Origin of the sequence: Methylobacterium nonmethylotrophicum (assembly GCF_004745635.1) — a bacterium.
GTDB lineage: Bacteria > Pseudomonadota > Alphaproteobacteria > Rhizobiales > Beijerinckiaceae > Methylobacterium > Methylobacterium nonmethylotrophicum.
The window spans coordinates 36,765-58,433 of record NZ_SRLB01000009.1 but is presented as its reverse complement, the minus strand read 5'-3'; the positions used below and the strand labels follow the sequence as shown (position 1 = coordinate 58,433).

Genomic DNA, 21,669 nt, shown 5'->3' with positions numbered 1-21,669 from the left:
CGCCATCGATCCGGACAAGGCCGGCAGCGAGGCGTGGTGGTGCCCGATCCGCGGACCCCGCTGTTCCGGCGAACGCATCGGCCGGACCTGGGTGAGGCGATGACGCGGAGGGTTCGCGTCCTCGACGGCGGCGGGCCGGTCGCCACCGAAGTGCAGCGGCGCGCCTGGAGCGAGGATGCGGCCATCCACGCTCCCGCCCGGGAAGCCGCCGATCGGGCGACCGCGGATGGGGCAGCGGGGCGCGTGGCTGGTTCGTCGAACGATGCTCGCGTGCACCGCGTGCTTCAGGCCGAAGCGTTGGCGCGCGCGCTGATATGTCAGTATTGCCGGAATTGTCCGATGCCACGCGCGCCAAATGACCGTGATGCTCTCATGTTGTCGCCGACATGTGCTCCATGTCGCATCTCGGTCAGATTTCCTATATGTTACCAAACGGCCCGATCCGGCAACGTTTCATATCATGAACGCGGAACGCCGATGAAAGAACAAAGAAGCACCGCCATTCGGTTTGACGATCTGTCGCTGGGCGATTGGCGCGCCGTCATACGCTTTGATCCCGCGATCTGCGTCATGGTCAGATTCTCACAAGACGGTGGGCTGGCTGGCTTGCCGGAGCGCTTCGGAACCCGTTGGGATGTCGACGAATTTGGAAAATTGCTTTTCCTGGATGAGAACGGTCACCGGACGGTCCGCTTTTATGAAAGTTTTTTATTTGCCGATGAGGGCCTGTGCCTCGGCGAGTACCGGACCAATGCCCAGGATGCACCGATTTCCGTCTTGCTACAAAGAATAACACCAGCTTTTAGCTTCCTTCATCAATGGACCGCGTTCCTGATGCGCAGAGAAATTGAAGAATTTGATTGGAATATTGGAGCATATACATATGGACTTCCTAGGATACATGACAAGGGTCTTGCAAATTTGAGCATCGGACGCTTCTGCTCGATCGGCGAGGGCGTCAATATCGCCCTCGGCAACCATCGAATGGACACGGTATCGACATATCCATTCAGCCAGCTCCATGACATGGTCCAGGATTGGAGTGGTGCATCAGGCAAGCTTGACCACGCCACGAAAGGCGACGTCACGATCGGGTCGGATGTTTGGATCGCGACCGGGGCTTTCATCGCTTCGGGCGTCGACATCGGACATGGTGCGGTCGTTGCCGCAGAAAGCGTGGTCACGAAAGCCGTTCCTCCATACGCGATCGTCGCAGGGAATCCCGCGAGACTCATCCGTTACAGGTTCGGTGAGAAAACCGTTGAACGGCTGCTTCAGACCGCATGGTGGAATTGGAAAGCCGAAAAGATAAATAAGTGTCTTCCTCTGATGCTGAGCGGTGATGTGGAGCTGTTTTTGGAGCAGGCATGATATCATCGCTGCCGTGTCATCGACCGCATCCAGGACGGGGCGAGCGTCTCGACGAGGCCGTCCTTGAGGGCTCGCCGCGCCCATGACGAGGCGTCCCTGCTCGGGTGTTCGGGATCGGAACGGCGTTGGGACGCGGCCCGTCGGGCGGTGGCGGAGCATGCCGGAGCGCTCGATCGGGGTGGCGCGCGGGATGGCGTGAGCCGCGACTGGTCGTCGGGGACGTCCGGGGCCCTTGGTCTCGCGCGGCGGCTTGGCCTGGCGCGCGGCGGGAGGGGGCGCCCCCCGGCTCGCGCGCCAGAACCCGGACCGGGTCCGGGTCGGGAGCCCTCCGGCTCCCAGACCAAGGGCCGGTCGAGGCAAGGAGGAACGTCGGGCGAGATCGCGGTTCTCCGCCGTGGCGAAGAGTCGGCCCGATCGAGGATCGGCATTCACGACGCGGCGGCGTTGGGGCATTCTGACCGGTGTCCATCCGAGGCTCCGGATCCGGGGTTGCAGGTATCCCGACCACACCCTCGCTCCCACGCTTCGGACGGAAGGTCTCCACCGTCGCGACAGCCAGGGCGGCCGCATGCACCGTTCGAGAAGGACACCGACAATCGCGATCGCCTGCTCGGCGGCACCGGCGACGCAGTCCCGGCCGGTTGCGGCCCTCCGAACAGCGGGGGCCTGCCGGCGCATTCCCGATGCCGCGCGTCAGATCACGACTGCGTCGGGGCAGCGCCGCCGACCAGCGCCTCTCCCCCTTGCCGACGAGGCGATCGCGTGAGGCGGCGCGATCTCGTCGTGCTCGCGGCCGGCGCTTTGGCATCGCCACCGGCAGCTTGGGCACAGGGAACCACTTGGGCACAGGGAACCACTTGGGCACAGGGAACCACTTGGGCACAGGGAACCACTTGGGCACAGGAACGGGACAGTCCGTTCCGCATCGCCGTCCTGGGCAGCGTGGCCGCGACCAACCCCGTCAGCGTCAGCGAGCTTGCCTGGCTGAGAGAGGGCCTGGAGATGGAGGGCTGGTCGGAAGGCCGGCATTTCCTGCTCGACGCTCGTTACGCCGACGGCGATTACGGCCGCTTTCCCGAGCTGCTGGGCGAGCTCCTCGGCTGGAGGCCGGGCGCGATCACCGTGGGGACGATCGCCGGCGCCAAGGCTGCGCAGGCGGCGACCAGGACGGTTCCGATCGTCATGCTGGGGCTGAACGACCCCGTTCGGACCGGGCTCGTGGCGAGCCTCGCGAGCCCGGGCGGGAATGTGACCGGCCTTGCCACCCAGAATGAGGACCTGCAGGTCAAGTTGTTCGGGCTGATGCGGGAAGCGCTGCCGCGAGCGCGCTCGATCGCAGCCATCCTCAACCCCGAGAACCCGTCCAATCCGAGCATGCTGTCGGCGGTCTCCCGAGCGGCGGAGGCGGCCGGGCTGTCGCTCGACGCGTTCGAGATCCCAAACCCGTCCGCCGTGGAGGGCGCGGTCCGGGCAATGGCGGACAGGCGGCCGGACGTGGTGTTCGTCCTTCCGGACGTCGCGCTCGCGGGCCTCCTCGGCCGCATCGTGCTGGCCGCCACCGCGATGGGCGCGCCCACGATCGGGACGTTCCTCGAGTTGCCCGAGATGGGCGGCTTGCTCGCCTACGGCTTCCTGCGCCGGAACACGGTCCGACGCGCCGCCTCCTACCTCAAGCGGCTCGCCGGGGGCGCCCGGGCGGCGGATCTTCCGGTGGAGCAGCCGACGGCGTTCCGCCTCACCGTCAGCGTCCGTGCGGCAGCCGCGCTCGGCCTCGTGATCCCGCCCTCGCTCCTCGCCCGCGCCGACGAGATCGTCGAGTGAGACGCGGGCGCCCGAAACCCGCTCCCGGATGGTCCACGCGCCGGCGAAACCGAGCGCCGGCACCGCACGGTCCCGCTGGCCGGGGAGACGGACACGGTGCGCGGCTCGTCGAAGGTCAGGCTGAGCTGTGCGGCGGAATGGGTGGCGCGGTCGGCGTGGAGTGAGCGGGCCGGCGCAGTGCGACGATCACTCGATGCGCTCGACCGCGTAGCCGTCCTGCTCCAGAAGCCGCAGCAACCCTGCACGGCCCGGAAGATGGGCGACGCCCACGGCCACCAGGGTCGCACCCTTCGTGAGCAGCGGCTCCATCCGGATGCGCATCCGGGCGCTGCGCGCATCGAGGAGACGATCGAGAAACACCGGAGGGAGCCGGGAGGAGGGATCGCCGGGAACGAGCGCGGGCGAGCGCATCCACGCGAGCAGCGCTCCCGTGTCCCGCGCGGCGTAGCGGGCGATGGTGGTCTCGACGATGTCCTCGGCCGCGCCGGCCTGCCGCAGGACGGCCAGCAGGAGGGATCGCTCGACCGATGGGGAGAGGCGGCTCATGATCGCGATCTGCTCGGACAATGTCTCGAGCCCGACGACCGCGACGCCGGCCTTGGCCGCGCGCTCCGCCAGCACCTGCTCGGCATGGCCGTGGCCCCCGTCCCCCGACGGCCGTGCGCAGGCCGGCAGGTCGAGCATCAGGGCCAGCACGGCCGGGCGCAGCCGGAGGATCGCGGCCGGCGCGAAGCCGCGCTCCGTCGCAAGGCGGGTCAGGCGTGCGACGTCCGCGGGCTTCAGCAACCTTGATGCACGGTGCCGGACGGGCGCGCGAAAGGTGGACAGGACACGGGCGGCGTCCCGGCCGCGTTGCGCCTCCGGCGTCTCGGCAAGCTCGAGCGCGACCTGGCGCACGCTCGACAGCGCCTGGTGCACCTGCGGTGAGAACGCGACGACCCGTGGGTCGTTGAGGTGCAGGGTCCCGAGCAGGTAGGAAGGCTCGCGATCCGCCCGAGTCAGCCGAAACAGGATGCCGGCGGCGTGCGGCAGGGCGCGCCCGGCCTCGATCTGCGCCATCGCGTCCGGGGCCCGCTCGCGCAGGCGCGCGAACAGGTCGATGCCGCCGCAGGCCGCCTCGGCCCGGCCCGTCGCCGCGACGGCAAGCACCAGGAGCGTCAGCCAAGTGCCGGCTCTCGCCGGCGTGCCCGCCGTCATCGGCCCGGCCCGATGCGGCGTCGGCGCTCCGCGCTCACCATCGGACGCGGACGCCGCCCTTGCCGCCGACGCCGAACAGGTTCTCGCCGCCCCGCACCTCGCCCTGGAGGAAGGTCGAGACCCCGTTCCCGAAATCGAGATTGGCGGCGAGGATGCCCTGGCCGCGCACCTTGCCCTCGTCCGACCGCGCCAGGATGTCGGCGGCGATGAAGCCCGCTCCGGGGAGGAAGCCCCCCGTGACGATCACGTCCGAGTAGGCGAGCGCGGTGAACGACGTGGTCAGGCGGGTATCCCGCCCCAGCAGGAGGTCCGTGCCGACCCGCAGGCCGCCCTGGACGCGCAGCAGGTGACCGTCGTCGAGGCCCAGCGCCAGGGCGTTCCGGTCGTAGACCGAGGCGGTGTAGCGGATGCCCGCGGTCGGCTCGAGCCAGAGATCGGTGCCGATGGGGAAGCGGTAGTTCGCGTTGGCGATGACGGAGGTGTTGATCAGTCCCGTCGCGGCGCTGCCCGCGAAGGTCACGACGCTCGGCGGCCGCAGCACGCCGCCGATGATGTTGGCCGAGAAGCCGAGCTGGTCGACGAACCGCTCGTCCAGGGCGTAGATGTCGGCCTTGACGGTCAGGTCGGTCGAGAAGGGACCGTCGAAGTAGGTGGCGAAGGCGCCGACCGAGGGGCCGGCGAGATTCGCGCGCAGCGATCCGCCGCCATTCGGCACCTGCCCGGTATTGGAGGAGACCGCGCGGCTGGTGATGTCGATCGAGGCCGAGGTGTAGCCGGTCAGCAGGCCCAGGATGACGCCGTCGCCGGCGCGGCCGACGTCGCGGACCGTCATGTCGAGGCCGCCGATGAAGCCCGCCGTGGTGGTGCGGCTCTCGATCGAGATGGCGAGCGGCGTCGGGAAGCCGCCGGGCGCGGCGTTGGTGCAGCAGTTGATGTTGTTCTGGCCGCGGCCGGACCGCTCCTCGTAGTCGCCGAAGCCGAACGCCCAGGCCGAGAAGCGCGGCCCCTCGGGCAGCGGCACGAATTCGACGGGCAGGGGAGCGTCGTAGCCCTTGACGACCCGGTAGGGTCGCGGGGCGGGCTCGGCGCCGACGGGCTCGTCCCGCGCCGGGGCGACGATCCGGCCGGGACGGGCGCCAGGCTCCTCCCGCGCGACGGCGCGCGGTGCCTCCGCCCGAGCCCCGGCCGGACGACGCCCGGCCTCCCGGGGCGGCGGAACCTCCCGGTCGCGGGGCGGGGCGGCCTCCGTGCGGGCGCGGCGGCGTGCGGGTTGCTCTGCCGGCTCGGCGCGGCGCCCGGCCGCCCGGGGCGGCGCCTCCTGGTCGCGGGCCGGGGCGGCCTCCGCGCGGGTTCGGCGCTGCGCCGGCCGCTCCCGCGGCTCGGCGCGGTCGCGCTCGGCCCGCCGCTGCGGTTGAGCCTCGCGGTCGGTCCGCCGCTCCGCCGGCTGGCGGGCCGGGGCCTGGTCGCGGCCGGCCTCGCGCTCCCGGGCCGGGGGCGAGCGGTCCCGCTGCGCCTCGGCGTTGCGCCGGGCGCCGATCGCGTCCGTGGTCGCGCGGGAGGTCTCCTGGGTCGAGGTCTGCGACAGGTTGCTCAGGGCCTGGCTGCCGAGCGCCGCGCCCGAGAAGGCGCCGATCGTCCCGTTGGTGCAGGCCCCGTTGTCGAGATTGAAACCGGCCTGGTTCGGCGTTCCGGCGACCCCCGCCACGACCGTCGGGCAGAAGGCCTGCTGGGCTGCCGCCGGCAGTGCCTGGCTCAGCAGGAGCGCCGTCGTCCCGATCAGCGGCCAGCCGAGACGAGTATTGGTGCGCCGAATCATGCGATACTCCGAGCTGCGCCGCAGCGTAGATGCAAAGTGGAATCTTGGCTGTTGTCGTTTGGCAACTCGCGGAGGTCGACTGCACCGGCCGTGTCCGCGCCGCTCAGCCCGACCGGCCGATCGCGTGCGGAAGGGCACGCTGCCGCGCAGTGAACGCCACAATTCAGAATTGCCGCCGCACCAGCCGTGTTATGGTGAACAGAGTATGAAGGGGTACGGCATGTCACTTAACGGGCGGTATACTCGCGTGGTGACGCTGCTGGCCTGGATCGCGGCGGGCCTCGCCGGATCCGCCGCGGGTCTCGCCCGGCCCGCCTCTGCGGCGACCGGCGACCGGGAGGCCTGCAACCGGTCGATGGCGAACCCGAATGCCGGCATTCCGGCCTGCACCCGGCTCCTCAACGAGGAGCGGAATCCGGAGGTCATCCCGGGGCTCTACAACAACCGCGGCGTGGCGAAGGTGCAGGCAGGCGACCACCGCGGCGCGGTGGAGGACTTCACCAACGCCCTCAACCGCAACCCGTCCTTCCTCGATGCCCTGCGCAACCGCGGCATCGCCTGGCAGATGCTGGGGGATTACGAACGGGCGATCGCCGACCTGACCCAGGCTCTGCGGCTCGATCCCCGCTCCGCCGCGACGCTCAACGCCCGCGGCGCCGCCCTCCTCAGCAAGGAGGAGTACGACCGCGCGATCACGGACTTCACGGCCGCCATCGCGCGCGAGCCCACCTTCTTCCGCGCCTTCGCCAATCGCGGCCTCGCGCATCTCGCCAAGCGGCAGCTCGACCGGGCGCTCGACGACTTCAACACCCTGATCCGCCTGCAGCCGAACGAACCGATCGGCTACGAGAACCGCGCCGCGCTCCTGATCGATCGGGGCGAGTTCGACGAGGCGGTCGCCGACTACAACGCGGCGATCCGGCTGCGCCCGCGCCACTGGCCGGCCTACAGCCAGCGCGGCGAAGCCTGGCGCCTCAAGGGCGAGGTGCAGCGGGCGCTCGCCGACCACGACCGGGCGATCGAGCTCGGCCACGCGCCCGAGGCCTATACGAACCGTGCCCTGGTCTTCAAGCAGACGGGACAGCTCGACAAGGCCCTGGCGGATTGCGACGAGGCGCTGCTGCACAATCCCCGCTACGCGCTGGCGCTCGCCAACCGGGGCGACATCCTGCGGCTGCGCGGCGATCTCGGACGCGCCCTCGACGACCTGACCCGGGCCGTCGCCCTCAACCCGCGATCGCCGATCGCCCTGACCTTCCGCGGCGACGCCCACCGCCAGGCGGGCCAGCCGGACCGGGCGCTCGCCGATTACGACGAGGCGCTCCGGATCGTGCCGGATTTCGTGGCGGCCTATACGGGCCGCGGGCTGGCCCGCGAGCAGCAGGGCGAGACCGCCCTCGCGCGCGAGAACTACGAGCGCGCGATGAGCCTGTCGCCGGATCGCGACGCCGCCCTGGCGCGCCCGGCCCAGGCCCTCGCGCATGAGCGCATCGCCGCGCTGGTCAGCCTCCAGGCCGAGAAGGCGCGCAACGCCGCCCGCGCCGCCGAGGCCCAGACCGTCGAGGCCTCGGCCCGGCGCGCCTCGGCCACGCAGGCCGCCGAGGACGCCCGCGAGGCGCGCGTGCGGGCCGAGGCCGAGGCCGCGGCGCGCGGCCGCGCCGAGAGCGAGGCCCGCGCCGAGTTCGAGGCCCGCACCAAGGCGGAGGCGCGGGCCGAGGCCCTGTCGCGCATCCAGTCGGCCGACCAGGCGCGCAAGACCGCGCTCGCCGAGGCGGCGCAGGCCCGGGCCGCGGCCGAGGAGGCCGTGAAGGCCGCCGCCCAGGCGCGCATCGCCGCCGAGGCCGACGTGACGCTCAGGGCGGAGCGGGAGGCCGCCGCGCGGGCCGAGCTGATGGCGCAGGTCGCGGCCTCGAACACGGCGCTGGCGACGGCGCGGGCCGAGGCGGAGCGCGCCCGCCTGGCCGAGAATGCGGCCCGCAAGAGCGCCGACGCCGCCGAGATCCGCGCCCGCGCCGCGGAAGCCGAGGCGAAGAAGGAGCTCCAGCAGCTCAAGGCCAAGCTGGCCGAGACCCCGAAGCCCCCGGTCGCCACGGATCCCGGCCGCCGGGTCGCCCTGGTGGTCGGCAACGGCGCCTACCGCGACTTCTCGCCCCTCGCGAATCCGAAGCGGGACGCACAGGCGGTCGCCGACGCCTTCAAGCGTCTCGGCTTCCAGACGGTGATCGCGCAGAGCGATCTCGACCGGAACGGCCTCCTGAAGGTGCTGCGGGCGTTCGAGGACGAGGTCGAGAATGCGGACTGGGCGGTGATCTACTATGCCGGCCACGGCCTGGAGGTCGCGGGCATGAACTACCTCATCCCGGTCGATGCCTCCCTGAAGGCCGACCGGGACGTCCAGGACGAGGCCGTGACGGTGGAGCGCGTGCTCTCCGCCACCGAGCGGGCGCGCAAGCTCAGGCTCATCGTCCTGGATGCCTGCCGGGACAACCCGTTCATCCCGCGGATGCGCCGGCTGATGGCGACGCGCTCGATCGGCCAGGGCCTCGCCAAGATGGAGCCGGAAGGGGGGACCCTCGTCGCCTTCGCGGCCCGCGACCGGCAGGTCGCGCAGGACGGCATGGGCGCCCACAGCCCGTTCGCGGCCTCGTTCCTGAAGAACATCATGGAGCCCGGGCTCGAGATCAACATGCTGTTCCGCCGGGTGCGCGACGAGGTCTACGCGGCGACGGACCGCAAGCAGGAGCCGTTCACGTATGGGTCGCTGCCCGGCGAGGCGTTCTATTTCCGGACGCGGTGATTGCCATCGCGTACGGAGGTCTCGCAATGACGACGTAGCGTCACGCGATAGCGCCCTCGGCAGTCCTCGAACCGGCGACGTCCCAGAACTCGAAGTCGCGCCGGTCCGGCCCGGCTGCGAGCGCGGACCGGTACTGCACCGGAGGCAGCGGGTAGAGGCCCGGCCGGCCGGACGCGTCGAGGTACCAGCTGTCGCAGCCGCTCGCCCAGACCGTGCCCGCCAGGGCGGCGTCGATCCGCGCCATCTCGCGCCGAAGCGCCGACCAGGTCGGCGAGAGGGCGGCCCGCTCCCGCCGCGCGACCTCGAGGCAGCGCAGGATGAACGAGGCTTGCCACTCGGCGACCTTGACGGCCGACACGGTCGCGGTCGGGCTGTGCGGCCCGAGCAGCAGGAAGAAGTTCGGCATCTTCGGGAGCGCGACCGCGCGGTAGGCCTGGGGGCGCTCCCGCCAGAGCGCGTCGAGGGTCGCGCCGCCCACGCCGCTCAGCCGGAGCGGGCGCAGGTAGGCCTGCCCGTCGAAGCCGGTGGCCAGGACCAGGACGTCCAGGGGGTGCAGCCGCCCGTCGGCGGTGACGAGCCCCTCCGGGACGACCTCCCGGACCGGCGCCGCGACCACCGCGACGTTCGGGCGCTGAAGCGCCGGATAGTAGCGCGCCGAGAAGACGAGCCGCTTGCAGCCGGGCGGAAAATCCGGCGTGAGCGTCCGCCGCAGGCCCGGATCGCGCACGGTTCGCAGGGCCTGCGCGCAGCGGCGCGCGATCAGCCGGCGGACCAGGGGGCTCTCCCCGACGAAGGACGCCGCATAGGTTCGCGCCAGCACCTCCGAGCCGAGCGCGTGCCAGAGGCGCAGGAGGAGGGGCGCGCGGCGTAAAGCGTGCCGCAGCCACGCGGGCGCGCGGCGGTCGGGGAGCGGCAGGACCCAGGCGGGCGTGCGCTGGAAGACCGTGAGCCGTCGGGCCGTCTCGGCCAGGTGCGGGATGACCTGCGCGCCGGAGGAGCCGGTGCCCACGATCCCGACCGCCCGGCCGGAGAGCGCGACGTCGTCGCGCCAGCGGGCGGTGTGGATCACCGGGCCGGCGAACCGCTCGAGGGACGGGATGGCGGGCAGCCGCGGATGATGCAGGAGGCCGGTGGCCGACACGACCGCGTCGGCGCGCAGGGTGGACCCGGTCGACATCGTCAGGATCCAGTCCCGGCCGGTCCAATCCGCCGCCACGACCTCCTGGCCGAAGCGCAGGTGCGGCTGAAGGCCGGTTTCGGCCGCGACCGTCTCGGCGTAGCGCAGGATCTCAGCCCCCGGCGGGTAGCGGCGCGTCCAGTCCGGGTTCGGCGCGTCGGCGAGCGCGTAGAAATGCGCGGGGACGTCGCAGGCCACCCCCGGATAGGCGTTGTCCCTCCAGGTGCCGCCGAGGCGCCCGGCCTTCTCGAGCAGGACGAAGTCGTGAAAGCCCGCCCGCTTCAGGCGAAGCCCCATCACGATGCCCGACAGACCCGCGCCGATGATCGCGACCCGCATCCCGCCCGTCACCGGGCGGGCTCCGCGTCCGGCTTCGGCGGCCGGATCCGGAACCAGATCACGTAGAGGGCAGGCAGGAAGATCAGGGTCAGTACGGTCGCCATCGCGAGGCCGCCGATGATCGCGTAGGCCATCGGCCCCCAGAACACCGTCGAGGCGATCGGGATCATCCCGAGGATCGCCGCGGCGGCGGTGAGCATGATCGGGCGGAAGCGGTCGGTGCAGGCCTCGACCACCGCGTCCCATGGCGGCGCGCCCGCATCGCGCTCCGCGTCGATCTGCACCATCAGCACCACCGAGTTGCGCACGATCATCCCGATCAGGGCCACGACGCCGAGCAGAGCCACGAAGCCGAGGGACTTGTTGAACAGGAGCAGCGCGCCGACCACGCCGATCAGCCCGAGCGGCGCGACGCTCACGACGAGAAACAGCTTCTGGAAGCTGTGCAGCTGGACCATCAGGATGGTGGTGAGGAGGAGGAGCATCAGGGGCAGCACCGCCGCGACCGAGGCCTGCGACTTGGCGCTCTCCTCCGGCACGCCGCCCAGCGCCGCCCGGTAGCCGGGCGGGAGCGTGGCCTGGAAGGCGGCGAGCGCCGGCCGCAAGGCCAGGGCGACGGCTTCCGGCTGGTAGCCCGGCGCCGGTTCGGCATTGATCGTCAGCGTCGGCTGCCGGTTGCGCCGCCAGATCACCGGGAATTCCTGGCCGAATCCGATCGCGGCGATCTGCATCAGGGGCGCGGTGCGGCCGTTGGGCAGGGGGATCTGCAGCGTCTTGAGGCTCGACAGCGAGACGCGCTCCTCGTCGGAGGCCCGCGCCACCACGTCGAGGAGATAGATGCGGTCGCGCACCTGCGTGATGGTGATGCCCGACACCACCGTGTTGAGGAACTGCGACAGCGTCTCGGAGGAGACGCCGAGGAGCCGCGCCTGGTCCTGGTCGACCTTGATCTCCACGGTGCGGGTCGGGTCGACCCAGTCGAAGTTCACGTTGCGCAGGCGGGGATCGGCCGCGAGCGTGCCGGCAAAGCGCAGCGCGAGATCCCGCACCGTGACCGGGTCGGGCCCGGAGACGCGGTACTGCATCGGCCAGCCGACCGGGGGGCCGAGCTCGAGGGGATAGATGCGCCAGACCGCCTCGGGGAAGGTCTCCGGCATCAGGGCGGCGAGCCTGGCGCGCAGGCGCTCGCGCGCCGCGATGCTGCGGCTCACCACCACCGCCTGCCCGAAATACTCGTTGGCGAGCTGCACGTTGAGCGGCAGGTAGAACCGCACCGCGCCCTGCCCGACATAGGTGCTCCAGCTCTCGACATCCTCCTCCTTGGCCAAGAGCGCGTCGAGGCGCGCGGTGGATTCGGTCGTGGTGTAGATCGAGGCGCTGTCGGCGAAGCGCAGGTCGACGAGCAGCTCCGGCCGGTCGGAGGGCGGGAAGAATTGCTGCGGCACCAGCGCCATGCCGGCGAGGGAGAGCCCGAACAGCGCCAGCGTGGCGACGACGGTGGCGCGGGGCAAGCGCATCACGACGAGGAGCACGCGGCGGAAGGCGCGCACGACGAGGCCGGGACCGTGGGTCCCGTGGCCTTTCGGCGCCTTCAGGAGCACGACCCCGATCAGCGGCGTGAAGATCGCGGCGACGAACCAGGAGATGACGAGCGAGAGCGCCACGACCGCGAAGAGCGAGAAGGTGTACTCGCCGGCCGCGCTCTTGGCGGTGCCGATCGGCAGGAAGGCCGCGATCGTCACCAGCGTGCCGGTGCCCATGGGGAAGTGGGTGGTGACGTAGGCGGTGGTCGCGGCGGTGGCGACGTCGCAGCCCTCCTCGAGCTTCTTCACCATCATCTCGACGGTGATCATGGCGTCGTCGACGAGGAGCCCCAGCGAGATGATCAGCGCGCCGAGCGACACGCGCTGGAAGTCGATCCCGCACAGGTCCATCGCCACGAAGGTCGCCGCGAGGACGAGGGGGATCGACAGGGCGACCACGGCGCCGGCCCGCAGGCCGAGGCTGAGGAAGCTCACCAGCATCACGATGGCGATGGCCTCCCAGAGCGACTTCAGGAACTCGCCGATCGCGTGGGTCACGATCACCGGCTGGTTGGCCACGAGATGCGGCTCGATCCCGACCGGCAGGTCCTGCACGATCTCCTGCATCGCCGCGGCCACATTCTCGCCGAGCCGCTGCACGTTGCCGCTCTCGCGCATCGAGATGGCGAGGCCGAGCGCCTCGGTGCCGTTGACGCGGAAGATGGGCTTCGGGGGGTCGACGTAGGTGCGCCGCACCCGGCCGATGTCGCTCAGGCGGAACATCTTGCCGTTGGCGACGAAGTTCACCGCGAGGAGATCGCGCTCGGACGCGAAGCCGCCCGAGACGCGCAGCAGGATGCGCTCGTCGGGCGTGCGCACCTGGCCTGCGGGTGCCACGACGTTCTGCGCCTGCAGCGAGCGGATGAGGTCGTTGCGGTCGACGCGCAGGCTCGAGAGCTGCTGGAGCGAGAATTCGAGCAGAAGGCGCTCGTCCTGCGCGCCGATCACCTCGATCTTGGCGACGTCCTGGACCTGGAGGAGCTGCGAGCGGATGTCCTCGACCGCGTCCCGCAACTCCCGGCGGGAGAAGCCGTCGGCGGTGAAGCCGTAGATGATCGAGTAGGTGTCGCCGAACTCGTCGTTGAAGAACGGCCCGACCGTCCCGTCCGGCAGGCTCGCCCGGATGTCGTCGATCTTCTTGCGGACCTGGTACCACGTCGCCGTGACCTGGGCGGCGGTGGCGAGATCCGACAAGGTCACCATCACGGTGGATTCGCCGGGCGTGGTGTAGCTGCGCAGGTGGTCGAGGAACCGCACCTCCTGCATCTTCTTCTCGATGCGGTCGGTGATCTGCTGGATGGTGTCGCCGGTCGTCGCCCCCGGCCAGTGCGTCTTGATCACCATCAGCTTGACGGTGAAGGGCGGATCCTCGGCCCGCCCGATGCGCAGGAACGACCACGCCCCCGTCGCGATGACGACGATCATCGCGAAGGTCACGAGCGACCGGTTGGTGATCGCCCAGTGCGAGAGGTTGAAGTCGAGGATGCTCATGGAACGGAGGTCGGGGCGGGGGCGGGGGCGGGGGCGGCGCCGGCGGCGAGCAGGCGCACCTTCTGGCCGGGCTTGAGGGCGTGGACGCCCGCCGTCACCACCCGCTCGCCGTCGTCGAGCCCGGCCCCCGCCACGATGATGTCGGCGTCGTAGCGCATCACCTCGATCGGCCTGAGGGCGACCGTGCCGTCGGCCGGGCTCACCACCCAGACCGCCGGCCTGTCGCCGAGGCTGGTCAGCGCGCTCGCCGGCAGCTTCATGACCGGAGGCGAGACGAGGTTCATGCTGCCGCGCACGATCGCCCCGAGCCGCATCGCCTCGGGGGGCGCCAGGAGGGCGATCTTCACCCCGAAGGTGCGGGTCGAGAGGTCGGCCTGCGGGGCGACCTCCCGCACGCGGCCCGTCACCGTCACCTCCGGGTTCTCCGCCAGCACGATCGTGATCTCGGGATTCTCCGGCACGCCGCGGAGCTGGAACATCGGGGCCGGCACCTCGAACACCGCGTCCTTGGTGCCGCCGCGGGCCACCTGGAGAACTATCTGGCCGGCCCGGACGATCTCGCCCGGCTCGGCGAGCTTGGCGGTGACGATCCCCGCCCGGTCGGCCTTCAGCTCGGTGTAGGACACCCTCCCCTGCGCGGTGCGCAGCCGCGCCCGCGCGGCGTCGAGCTGGGCCTGCGACGTCTCGAGCTGCTGGGCGGCCTGCTCGTAGACCACGCGCGTGGCGTAGCCCCGGGTCAGGAGCTCCTTCTGCCGGGCCTCCATGCGCTGGGCCTGGACGAAGCTCGCCTGGGCGACCGCGACGTCGGCCTCCGCCTGGCGCAGCGCGTTCTGCTCCACCTGCGGGTCGAGGCGGGCGACGACCTGGTCGGGGACGACCGCATCGCCCGGCGAGACCGTGCGCTCGACGAGCTTGCCGTCGATGCGGAAGGACAGCCCGACCTCGTCCCGCGCCCGGACCGTGCCGGTGAGGGAGAGATGCTCGGTCACCGACCGACGCTCGGCGAGCGTCGTGCGCACGGGCCGCGCCGCGGCGGGCGGCGGCGGGGCCGCCTCGTGGCAGCCCGCCAGGAGGAGAAGGGCGAGCACAGCGAGCGGGCGCGGGCCGACCGAGCAACGGAGCCGCCCTCCCGTCCGCCCCCCGCTCACCCGGACCTCCATCCCCTCCCCCCTTCGCCAAGAGCCGCCCGTCGGGGCGCCCGTCACTCCACCACCGCGAAGCCGGCCTGGGTGGCGAGGCGCCCGATCGCCTCGATGGTCGCGAGGTCGAGGGCGCCGCAGAGATGGCCGTCGCGGTGCCCCGAGAGCGCCAGCACGATCGTCTCGGCCGCGCAGGCGACGAGCACGTCGGGCTGCCCGCACTCGCCCAGGCGGTCGAGGGCGGCGCCGGCCGGCGCGCGCAGGAGCCCGCTTCCGACCGGCACGAGGTCCGGGCGCTCGGCGTAGAGGTCGGGCATCGCGTTCTTCGGCCGCGAGACGTCGCAGATCAGGGCGCCCCGGCGCAGCTGGGTCCCGCGCAGGAACGGCGCGACGGCGCTCGTCGCGGTGAAGACCACGTCGGCCTCCGCGAGCGCGTCGAGGTCGAGGGTCGCCCGCACCGGGCGCCCGGACGCGGCGCGGCACGCGGCGGCGATCGCCTCCAGCCGGTCGAGGCCGCCTTGCGCGCTGCGCGGGTTGCCCACGAGGAGGAGCGCGCCGGCGCGGTCGGGGCAGAGGCGGGCGAGCGCGTGCCCGATGGCGCCCGCAGCACCCAGGATCGCCACCGTGCAGCCCTCGAGCGGCATGCGCCGCGCCGCGCAGGCCCGCTCGACCGCCGCGAGCGCGGTCCAGGTCGTCAGGCTGTTGCCGCTGGTGATCCGCAGCTCCGGCGGTGCCTTGAGCGCGAGGCCGCCATCCGAGACGATCGAGCTGAACCCGCCGAGCCCGATCACCGCGGCGCCGCGCTCCGCCCCGAGATCCACCGCCCGCTGGACGAGGTCGCGGGCCTCCGCGCCCGGCAGCGCCAGCAGCTCCTCGGGCGTGTGCGGGATCACCAGGAGCTCCCCCGCCGCCTCGCGGCCGGCGCGGTCCCGCACCTGCAGCGCGCCGCTCGCGAAGGGCCGCACGAAGGGGGCGGTGCGGCGCCGGAAGCCGTCGAGCTGGGCGGTCGTGAAGCGCGCGAAGCTCGGGTCGAAGCGGTGCATGTCCGAGGGGCCGAGGAGGTGCACCACGAAGGCGAAGCGGGCGGCGGTGGCGGGCGCCTCGCCGGGCGAGGCGGGCGCCTTGCGGGGCGAGGCGGGCTCGGCCGGGATCGGGGCGCCCGGCGCGATGAGGTGGGCGAGCAGCGCGCCGGCATCGCCCCGCTCGAGGATCGCCAGGACGCGCCGCAGCCCCGCCGCGACGGCGGCGCAGAAGGCCTCGTCCGCCACGAGCGGCGGCTCGATCCGCAGGACCGTGCCCTGGGTGAAGGAGGGCGCGATGCGGATGCGCGCGACGTTGAGCAGGTAGCTGACGACGAGGTAGAGGAGCAGGCCCTGCTGCTGCATCGCCGAGATGATGCCGCCGGCCGCCCGGCCCGCCTGGTCGAGGTCGAGGGCGACCCCGAGCATCAGGCCCCGGCCCCGCACCGCGGCGACGAGGCGGGGAAACTCCGCCTGCACCGCGTCGAGGTCGGCGCGCAGCGTCCGCCCCACCGCCGCGACGTGCCGCACGAGGGCCTGGTCGTCCCGTGTCAGGAGGTCGAGGGTCGCCATCGCGGCCCGGCAGGCGAGCGCGTTGCCGCCGAAGGTCGAGCCGTGCCGCAGGTCGAAGCTCTCGCGGTAGACCTCCCGGGTGTAGAGGCAGGCCCCGACCGGCACGAGGCCGCCGCCGAGCGCCTTGGCGAGGACCATGACGTCCGGCGTGACGCCGTCCTCCTCGCAGGCGAAGAGCCGCCCGGTGCGGCCGAGCCCGGTCTGGACCTCGTCGACGATCAGGAGAGCGCCGTGGCGCCGGCAGATCGCCTGCGCCTCCCGCAGGTAGCCGGGCGGCGCCGGCAGGATGCCGGATTCGCCCTGGACCGGCTCGACGATGAAGGCCGCGAAGTAGCCGGGCCGGGCCGCCATCGCGGCCTCCACAGCCGCGAGGTCGCCGAACGGCACGTAGTTGAAGCCGGCGGCCGGCGCGCCGAAGCCGCGCTGGAAGAAGTCGCGGCCCGTCGCCGACAGCGCCCCGAGGGTCAGGCCGTGGAAGCCGTCGCGGGCCGACAGGATGCCGGTCCGGCCCGTGGCCACCCGGGCGAGCTTGAGGGCGGCCTCCACCGCCTCCGCGCCGCTGTTGGAGAACACCGCGTGGGCGAGACCCGGCGGGGCGAGCGCGAGCAGGCGCTCGGCCAGGGCCCCGGCTTCCTGCGAGATCGACGTGATGACGAGGTTCGGCCGCCGCTCGCGGCGCAGGGCCACGATCGCGTCCCAGACGGGATCGGGGTCGTGGCCGAACGGCACGGCACCGAACTGGGCGATGCAGTCAGCGTAGCGATGCCCGTCTGCATCGACGAGGTAGCAGCCCTCCCCGCGCAGGAAGGTCTTGTCGAGCCCCATCCGGCCGTAGAGGAAGCCCTTGTAGGGCGAGACGTGGCGCACGTAGGGCGCCTGGTCCTCCAGCACCCAGTCGGGGATCGCGGCGAGCGACAGGACGTCGTCGTCGAGGGAGAAGCCGGCCGGCGCCCGAAGCGGCAGGGCGGCGGGCGGGGGCTGCGGCGCCGCCTCGGGCGCGGCCTCGGACGGGCTGGCGACGAGCCGCAGCAATTCGGGCTTGTGGCGCGAGAGCAGGGAGACGGCGGCGGCGTCCACGACGCCCCGGGGGGCGCTGAAGCGCAGGTCCGGCCCGTCGGCCCAGAGGGTGACGCCCTGCCGGCGGAGATCCGCCAGGACTTCCGACGCGGTCATACGACGCCTTCCTCGATCGCGCCTTCGGCGAGCCCGCCGACGAGGGCGTGCAGGAGCGGCTGGCGCTCGTCGAGCAGGAACAGCGGCCGGACCGGCTCGAAGTTGAGCCAGCCGATGGCGCAGATCCCGAGGCCGCAGCGGGCCCCCGCGCATTCGAGGGCATGCCCCATCGCGCCCGCCTCGAGCAGCAGGAAGCGCGAGGCCATCTCGCCGTAGAGCGGCTCGATCGCCCGCGGCTCGCCGACCAGGAAGACCGAGACCGCGGCGCCGCGCGCCATCGGGGCGTTGGCGAAGGGCTCGTGGATCTCCTCGGAAAGATCGACGCCGAGGGTCAGCGGGATAAGGACGTGGTCGGCGGGGTCGTAGCAGAAGGTCCCGGCCGGGCATCCGGCGACGCCGCCCTGCCTGACGTGCAGGTAGCACTGCACCGCGTAGGTGCCGCCGGCCGAGCCGTAAGGCCGGCGCCCGGCGGCCGTGCGGGCGAGCGCGCCGAGCCAGGTCCCGAGCGTCCCGAGCGGCACCGCATCCGGCAGGTAGCTGCGGACGCTGCGGCGCTCCGGCCCGTCCGCGGGCGCAGGCGGCGGCAGCGCCACGCGCCCCCACTCCTCGGGACAGCGCCGGCGTCCGTGCTCCGCGCGCAGGAAGGCCTCGCGCTCCGCCGGATCGAGGAGGACGGGTTCCGCGGCCGGCCGGTTCTGGTTGGCCGGAAGCGGGGCGCGGCGCCGATGCGCCGCGCTGTTCGCCGCACTCTCGGCCGCGATAGTGCGGGCGAGCGCCGCGACGGTGGGATCGGCGAAGAAGGCCGCGAAGGACGGCCGGATCCCGAACCGCGCCTCGATCCGCCCGACGATCCGCACGAGGTCGAGGGAGGTCGCGCCGAGCGCCAGCAGGTTGTCGGCGGCGGCGAGGTCCGGCCGCGCGAGCTCGCCCGCCACCAGCGCGAGCAGGATCTCCTCCTCCCCGGCCTGGGCTGAGACGGGTGCGGGTGCGGGCGCCGCGTCGAGCGGCGGCAGGAGCCGCAGCAGCGCGCGGCGGTCGATCTTGCCGTTCGGCGTCAGGGGCAGCGCCGGCAGGACCCGGCACAGGCCCGGCACCATGGAGGCCGGCAGGGTCGCGCGCGCGATTTCCGCCACCTCCGCCGGGTCGAGGCCGGGCGCCGCCACGAAGGCCGCGAGGCGCCCGCCCGAGGGCGTGCGCTCGAAGGTGACCGCCGCCTGCGCCACCCGGGGGTCGCGCGCGAGCACCGCCTCGATCTCGCCGAGCTCGATCCGGTAGCCGTTCAGCTTCACCTGCCCGTCGTCGCGGCCCAGGAACTCGATGGCGCCGTTGGGGAAATGCCGCCCGCGGTCGCCCGTGCGGTAGAGCCGGCTCCCGTCATGCGGCGAGACGACGAACTTCGCGGCGGTCTTGTCCGGATCGTTGAGGTAGCCGCGGGCGAGTCCGACGCCGCCGATGCAGATCTCGCCCCGCACCCAGGGCGGGCAGGGGCGCAAATCGGCGTCGAGCACCTGCATGGTCTGGTTGGCCAGAGCCGTCCCGTACGGGATGCTGGTCCAGGCGGGGTCGAGGGCGCCGATCTCGTGCACGATCGACCAGATCGAGGCCTCGGTCGCCCCGCCGAGGCTGATCGTCCGGGTGCCCGGCAGGAGCGCGCGCGAGCGCGCAGGCAGCCCGAGCGGGACCCAGTCGCCGCTGAGCAGCGCGAGGCGCAAGGTCCGGGCGACCGGGCCGGGCTCCGCCTCCAGGCGGTCGAGCCACAGGCCGTAGAGGGCCGGGACCGAGTTCCAGACCGTCACGCCCTCGCGGCGCACGAGGTCGTCCCAGTCGCCGGGCTCGCGCGCGCTCGTCGCGTGCGGGATCACCAGGGTCGCCCCGGCCGCCAGCGTGCCGAAGATGTCGTAGACCGAGAGATCGAAGCTCAGGGACGAGAGGCCGAGCACCCGGTCGCCGGGGCCGATGCCGAACCGGGCGTTGATGTCGAGGACCGTGTTGAGCGCGCTGCGGTGCTCGATCATCACGCCCTTCGGCTGGCCGGTGGAGCCGGAGGTGAAGATGACGTAGGCGAGGTCGCCGGGAACGGCCCGCCCCGCCTCGCACAGGGGCTCGCCGACCTCGCCCCACGAGAGCGCGAGGGCCGAGACCTGCGCCGGCAACGCGAGGCGCGGCAGGAGGCAGGGCTGCGTCAGGACGATTCCGACGCCGCCCTCGGCCATCAGCGCGTTGCGGCGCGCCGCCGGCAGGTCCGGGTCGAGGGGCAGGTAGGCCGCGCCCGCCTCCAGAACCGCCAGCACGGCCACGACCTGCTCCCAGCCCTTCTCCATCACCACCGCGACGAGGCGGCCCGGCCCGACGCCGAGGGCCTGGAGGCGCGCGGCGAGCCCGCGGGCGCGCCGCGCGAGGTCGGCATAGGTCAGGCGCCGCTCGAGGGTGACGACCGCGAGCGCATCGGGCCGCGCCCGTGCCTGCTCGAGGAACGGCAGGTGGAGGAGGCCGGAGGGGAGCGGCGCCTCGGTGCGGTTCGCCGCCAGGATCGGCGCGCGCAGGGCCGCCGGGACAAGGTCGGGATTGGCGTGCCAGGCCGCGTCGTCGGCCGCGAGACGGTGCAGCAGCGCGTCATAGGCCGCCGCCATCGCCTCGACGAGGCCGGCGGGAAACAGCGCCTCGACGGCGTCGAAGGACAGGAAGAGGCGGCCTGCCCGCTCGTAGACCTGGTGGTCGATCCAGACCTGGGGCGTCTGGCTCACCGCGTACTCGACGCTGCCGGCCTCGACCGTCGTCTCCAGCCCCGGCATGCTGTTGGCGAGCGCGCTCGTGAACACGACCGGCATGGCGGCGGGCCGGTCCGGGTCGCCGCGCCGGGCGATGTCCTGGAGGAGACGGATCCCGTCATAGGCCCGGTGGCGCAGGTCGGTGCGGAACTGCGCCGCGAGCGCCCGGGCGAAGTCCAGGAAGCCCCGCGCCGGGTCGTCGCGGACCTCCAGCAGGAGGAGCGCGGTGAAGTCGCCGACGATGCCGTAGACCTGGGGATCGAGGGGCGCGCGGTTGAACAGCGTCAGGTTGAGGGTGAAGTGGCGGCTCTCGCTCCACGCCGCGACGACCCGGGCGAAGGCCGCCATCACCACGCCGGTGGGCGTCAGGCCCGCCGCCTGCGCCCGCGCCTTCAGGATTGCCCAGGCCGCGGGCTCGACCGTGAGGCTGGTGCGCCGGAAGACCGGGCGGGCGATCGTGCCGGGCTGCCGGGCGAGGGGCAGGCGCGGCGCCGGCGGCAGGGTGTCGAGGCGATCGACCCAGTAGCGCCGCGCCCGCTCCAGGCGAAAGCCGTTCCGGCGCTCCTCGGCCGCCGCGAGGTAATCCGCGAAGGTCATGGTCAGCGGGACGAGGTCGGCGCCCGGATCGAGGATCAGGCGGGCGAGTTCGCCGAGCAGGATCTGGATGCTCCAGAAATCCGCGACGAGCAGGTCGAGGCTGAAATGCAGCAGCACCTTCGCGGGCGTCGCGGTGGTGCGAAGCTCGAACAGCGGCCAGGTCTCGGCGGCGTAGACGCGATGCGACATCTCGGCCCGCACCGCGCCGATCGCGGCCTCCGCCCGCTCCGGCGCGGCGCGGGTCAGGTCGAGATGGGAGATGCGGTAGGGCGGGACGTCGGCGCGCACCTCCTGGAGCCCGTCCGGGCGGATCACCGCGCGCAGCATCGGGTGGCGCTGCACCAGCCGCCGCCAGGCCGGCTCGACCTGCGGCAGGGCCGCCGGGACGATCCGCATCTCCGCGTAGATGTGGCAGCCGATATTGCCGAGGTCGAAGGCGGCGGACCGGCCGAGCCAGTAGGCCCGCTGGACATCCGTGAGCGGGAAGGGATCGGACGCCCGGACTCTCTCCCCGCCCCCGTCCTCTGCCGCCGACGGCTCCCGCGCTGCCGGTTCGCGCCCTGCAACGCGGTCCGTCTCCGCCATCCGCATCACCTCGCCCTCCTCGCGGCCGGAGATCGGCGGCCCGCCCGGTCGGCAGCGCAGCCCATCACAGTCAGCGGCTGTCGGAATGGCCGATCTCCACCGGATCGGCCGGTGCTCTCCCTATCTCCCGCAGAGGAGACGGATCCAATTCAAGAGGAAAACACTCAATCCCGAGATGATGCCATGCATTCAGCCCAAGATCAACATCAATCATTTGATGTAT

10 protein-coding genes are annotated in these 21,669 nt (G+C 72.5%); 3 read left to right on the top strand and 7 right to left on the bottom strand.

The window, feature by feature from the left end:
* Nucleotides 1–477: 477 nt before the first annotated feature.
* Both EU555_RS37490 and EU555_RS13540 read left to right on the top strand, forming a co-directional pair.
* Entirely contained in the window at nucleotides 478–1,371 is an 894-nt protein-coding gene (locus EU555_RS37490; RefSeq protein WP_281041287.1) for a CatB-related O-acetyltransferase, read from the top strand.
* A gap of 783 nt (nucleotides 1,372–2,154) precedes the next feature.
* Nucleotides 2,155–3,192, top strand: a complete 1,038-nt coding sequence (locus EU555_RS13540; protein ID WP_135415171.1) for an ABC transporter substrate-binding protein — start codon at nucleotides 2,155–2,157, stop codon at nucleotides 3,190–3,192.
* A 186-nt stretch (nucleotides 3,193–3,378) separates the two neighbouring features.
* Here the strand turns inward: EU555_RS13540 and EU555_RS13535 are convergent, their stop codons facing one another.
* Both EU555_RS13535 and EU555_RS13530 read right to left on the bottom strand, forming a co-directional pair.
* Nucleotides 3,379–4,389 carry a TraB/GumN family protein gene (locus tag EU555_RS13535; RefSeq protein ID WP_135415170.1) on the bottom strand — a complete coding sequence of 337 codons (1,011 nt, stop codon included), beginning with the start codon at nucleotides 4,387–4,389 and terminating at the stop codon, nucleotides 3,379–3,381.
* Between the two features lie 34 nt (nucleotides 4,390–4,423).
* Nucleotides 4,424–6,205 (bottom strand): autotransporter outer membrane beta-barrel domain-containing protein, encoded by a 1,782-nt coding sequence (locus EU555_RS13530; RefSeq protein WP_135415169.1) that lies wholly within the window; start codon nucleotides 6,203–6,205, stop codon nucleotides 4,424–4,426.
* Between the two features lie 247 nt (nucleotides 6,206–6,452).
* Here EU555_RS13530 and EU555_RS13525 point away from each other — a divergent pair, with 247 nt between their 5' ends.
* Entirely contained in the window at nucleotides 6,453–9,002 is a 2,550-nt protein-coding gene (locus EU555_RS13525) for a tetratricopeptide repeat protein (RefSeq protein WP_245524293.1), read from the top strand.
* 40 nt (nucleotides 9,003–9,042) lie between these two features.
* On the opposite strand, the gene EU555_RS13520 is transcribed toward EU555_RS13525, so the two are convergent.
* The 5 genes from EU555_RS13520 to EU555_RS13505 all read right to left on the bottom strand — a co-directional run bounded on the left by EU555_RS13520 (nucleotide 9,043) and on the right by EU555_RS13505 (nucleotide 21,446).
* Nucleotides 9,043–10,530 (bottom strand): flavin-containing monooxygenase, encoded by a 1,488-nt coding sequence (locus EU555_RS13520; protein WP_167858539.1) that lies wholly within the window; start codon nucleotides 10,528–10,530, stop codon nucleotides 9,043–9,045.
* Nucleotides 10,527–13,592, bottom strand: a complete 3,066-nt coding sequence (locus EU555_RS36145) for an efflux RND transporter permease subunit (protein ID WP_167858538.1) — start codon at nucleotides 13,590–13,592, stop codon at nucleotides 10,527–10,529. Before EU555_RS36145 ends, EU555_RS13520 begins: the two co-directional genes overlap by 4 nt.
* A complete protein-coding gene (locus EU555_RS13515; RefSeq protein ID WP_245524292.1) occupies nucleotides 13,589–14,680 on the bottom strand; it encodes an efflux RND transporter periplasmic adaptor subunit in 1,092 nt (363 codons plus the stop codon). Before EU555_RS13515 ends, EU555_RS36145 begins: the two co-directional genes overlap by 4 nt.
* A 113-nt stretch (nucleotides 14,681–14,793) precedes the next feature.
* Nucleotides 14,794–17,496: an aminotransferase class III-fold pyridoxal phosphate-dependent enzyme gene (locus tag EU555_RS13510; protein WP_135415165.1), complete on the bottom strand. Its 2,703-nt coding sequence runs from the start codon at nucleotides 17,494–17,496 to the stop codon at nucleotides 14,794–14,796.
* Nucleotides 17,493–21,446 carry a non-ribosomal peptide synthetase gene (locus EU555_RS13505; protein ID WP_167858537.1) on the bottom strand — a complete coding sequence of 1,318 codons (3,954 nt, stop codon included), beginning with the start codon at nucleotides 21,444–21,446 and terminating at the stop codon, nucleotides 17,493–17,495. Before EU555_RS13505 ends, EU555_RS13510 begins: the two co-directional genes overlap by 4 nt.
* Nucleotides 21,447–21,669 lie beyond the last annotated feature (223 nt).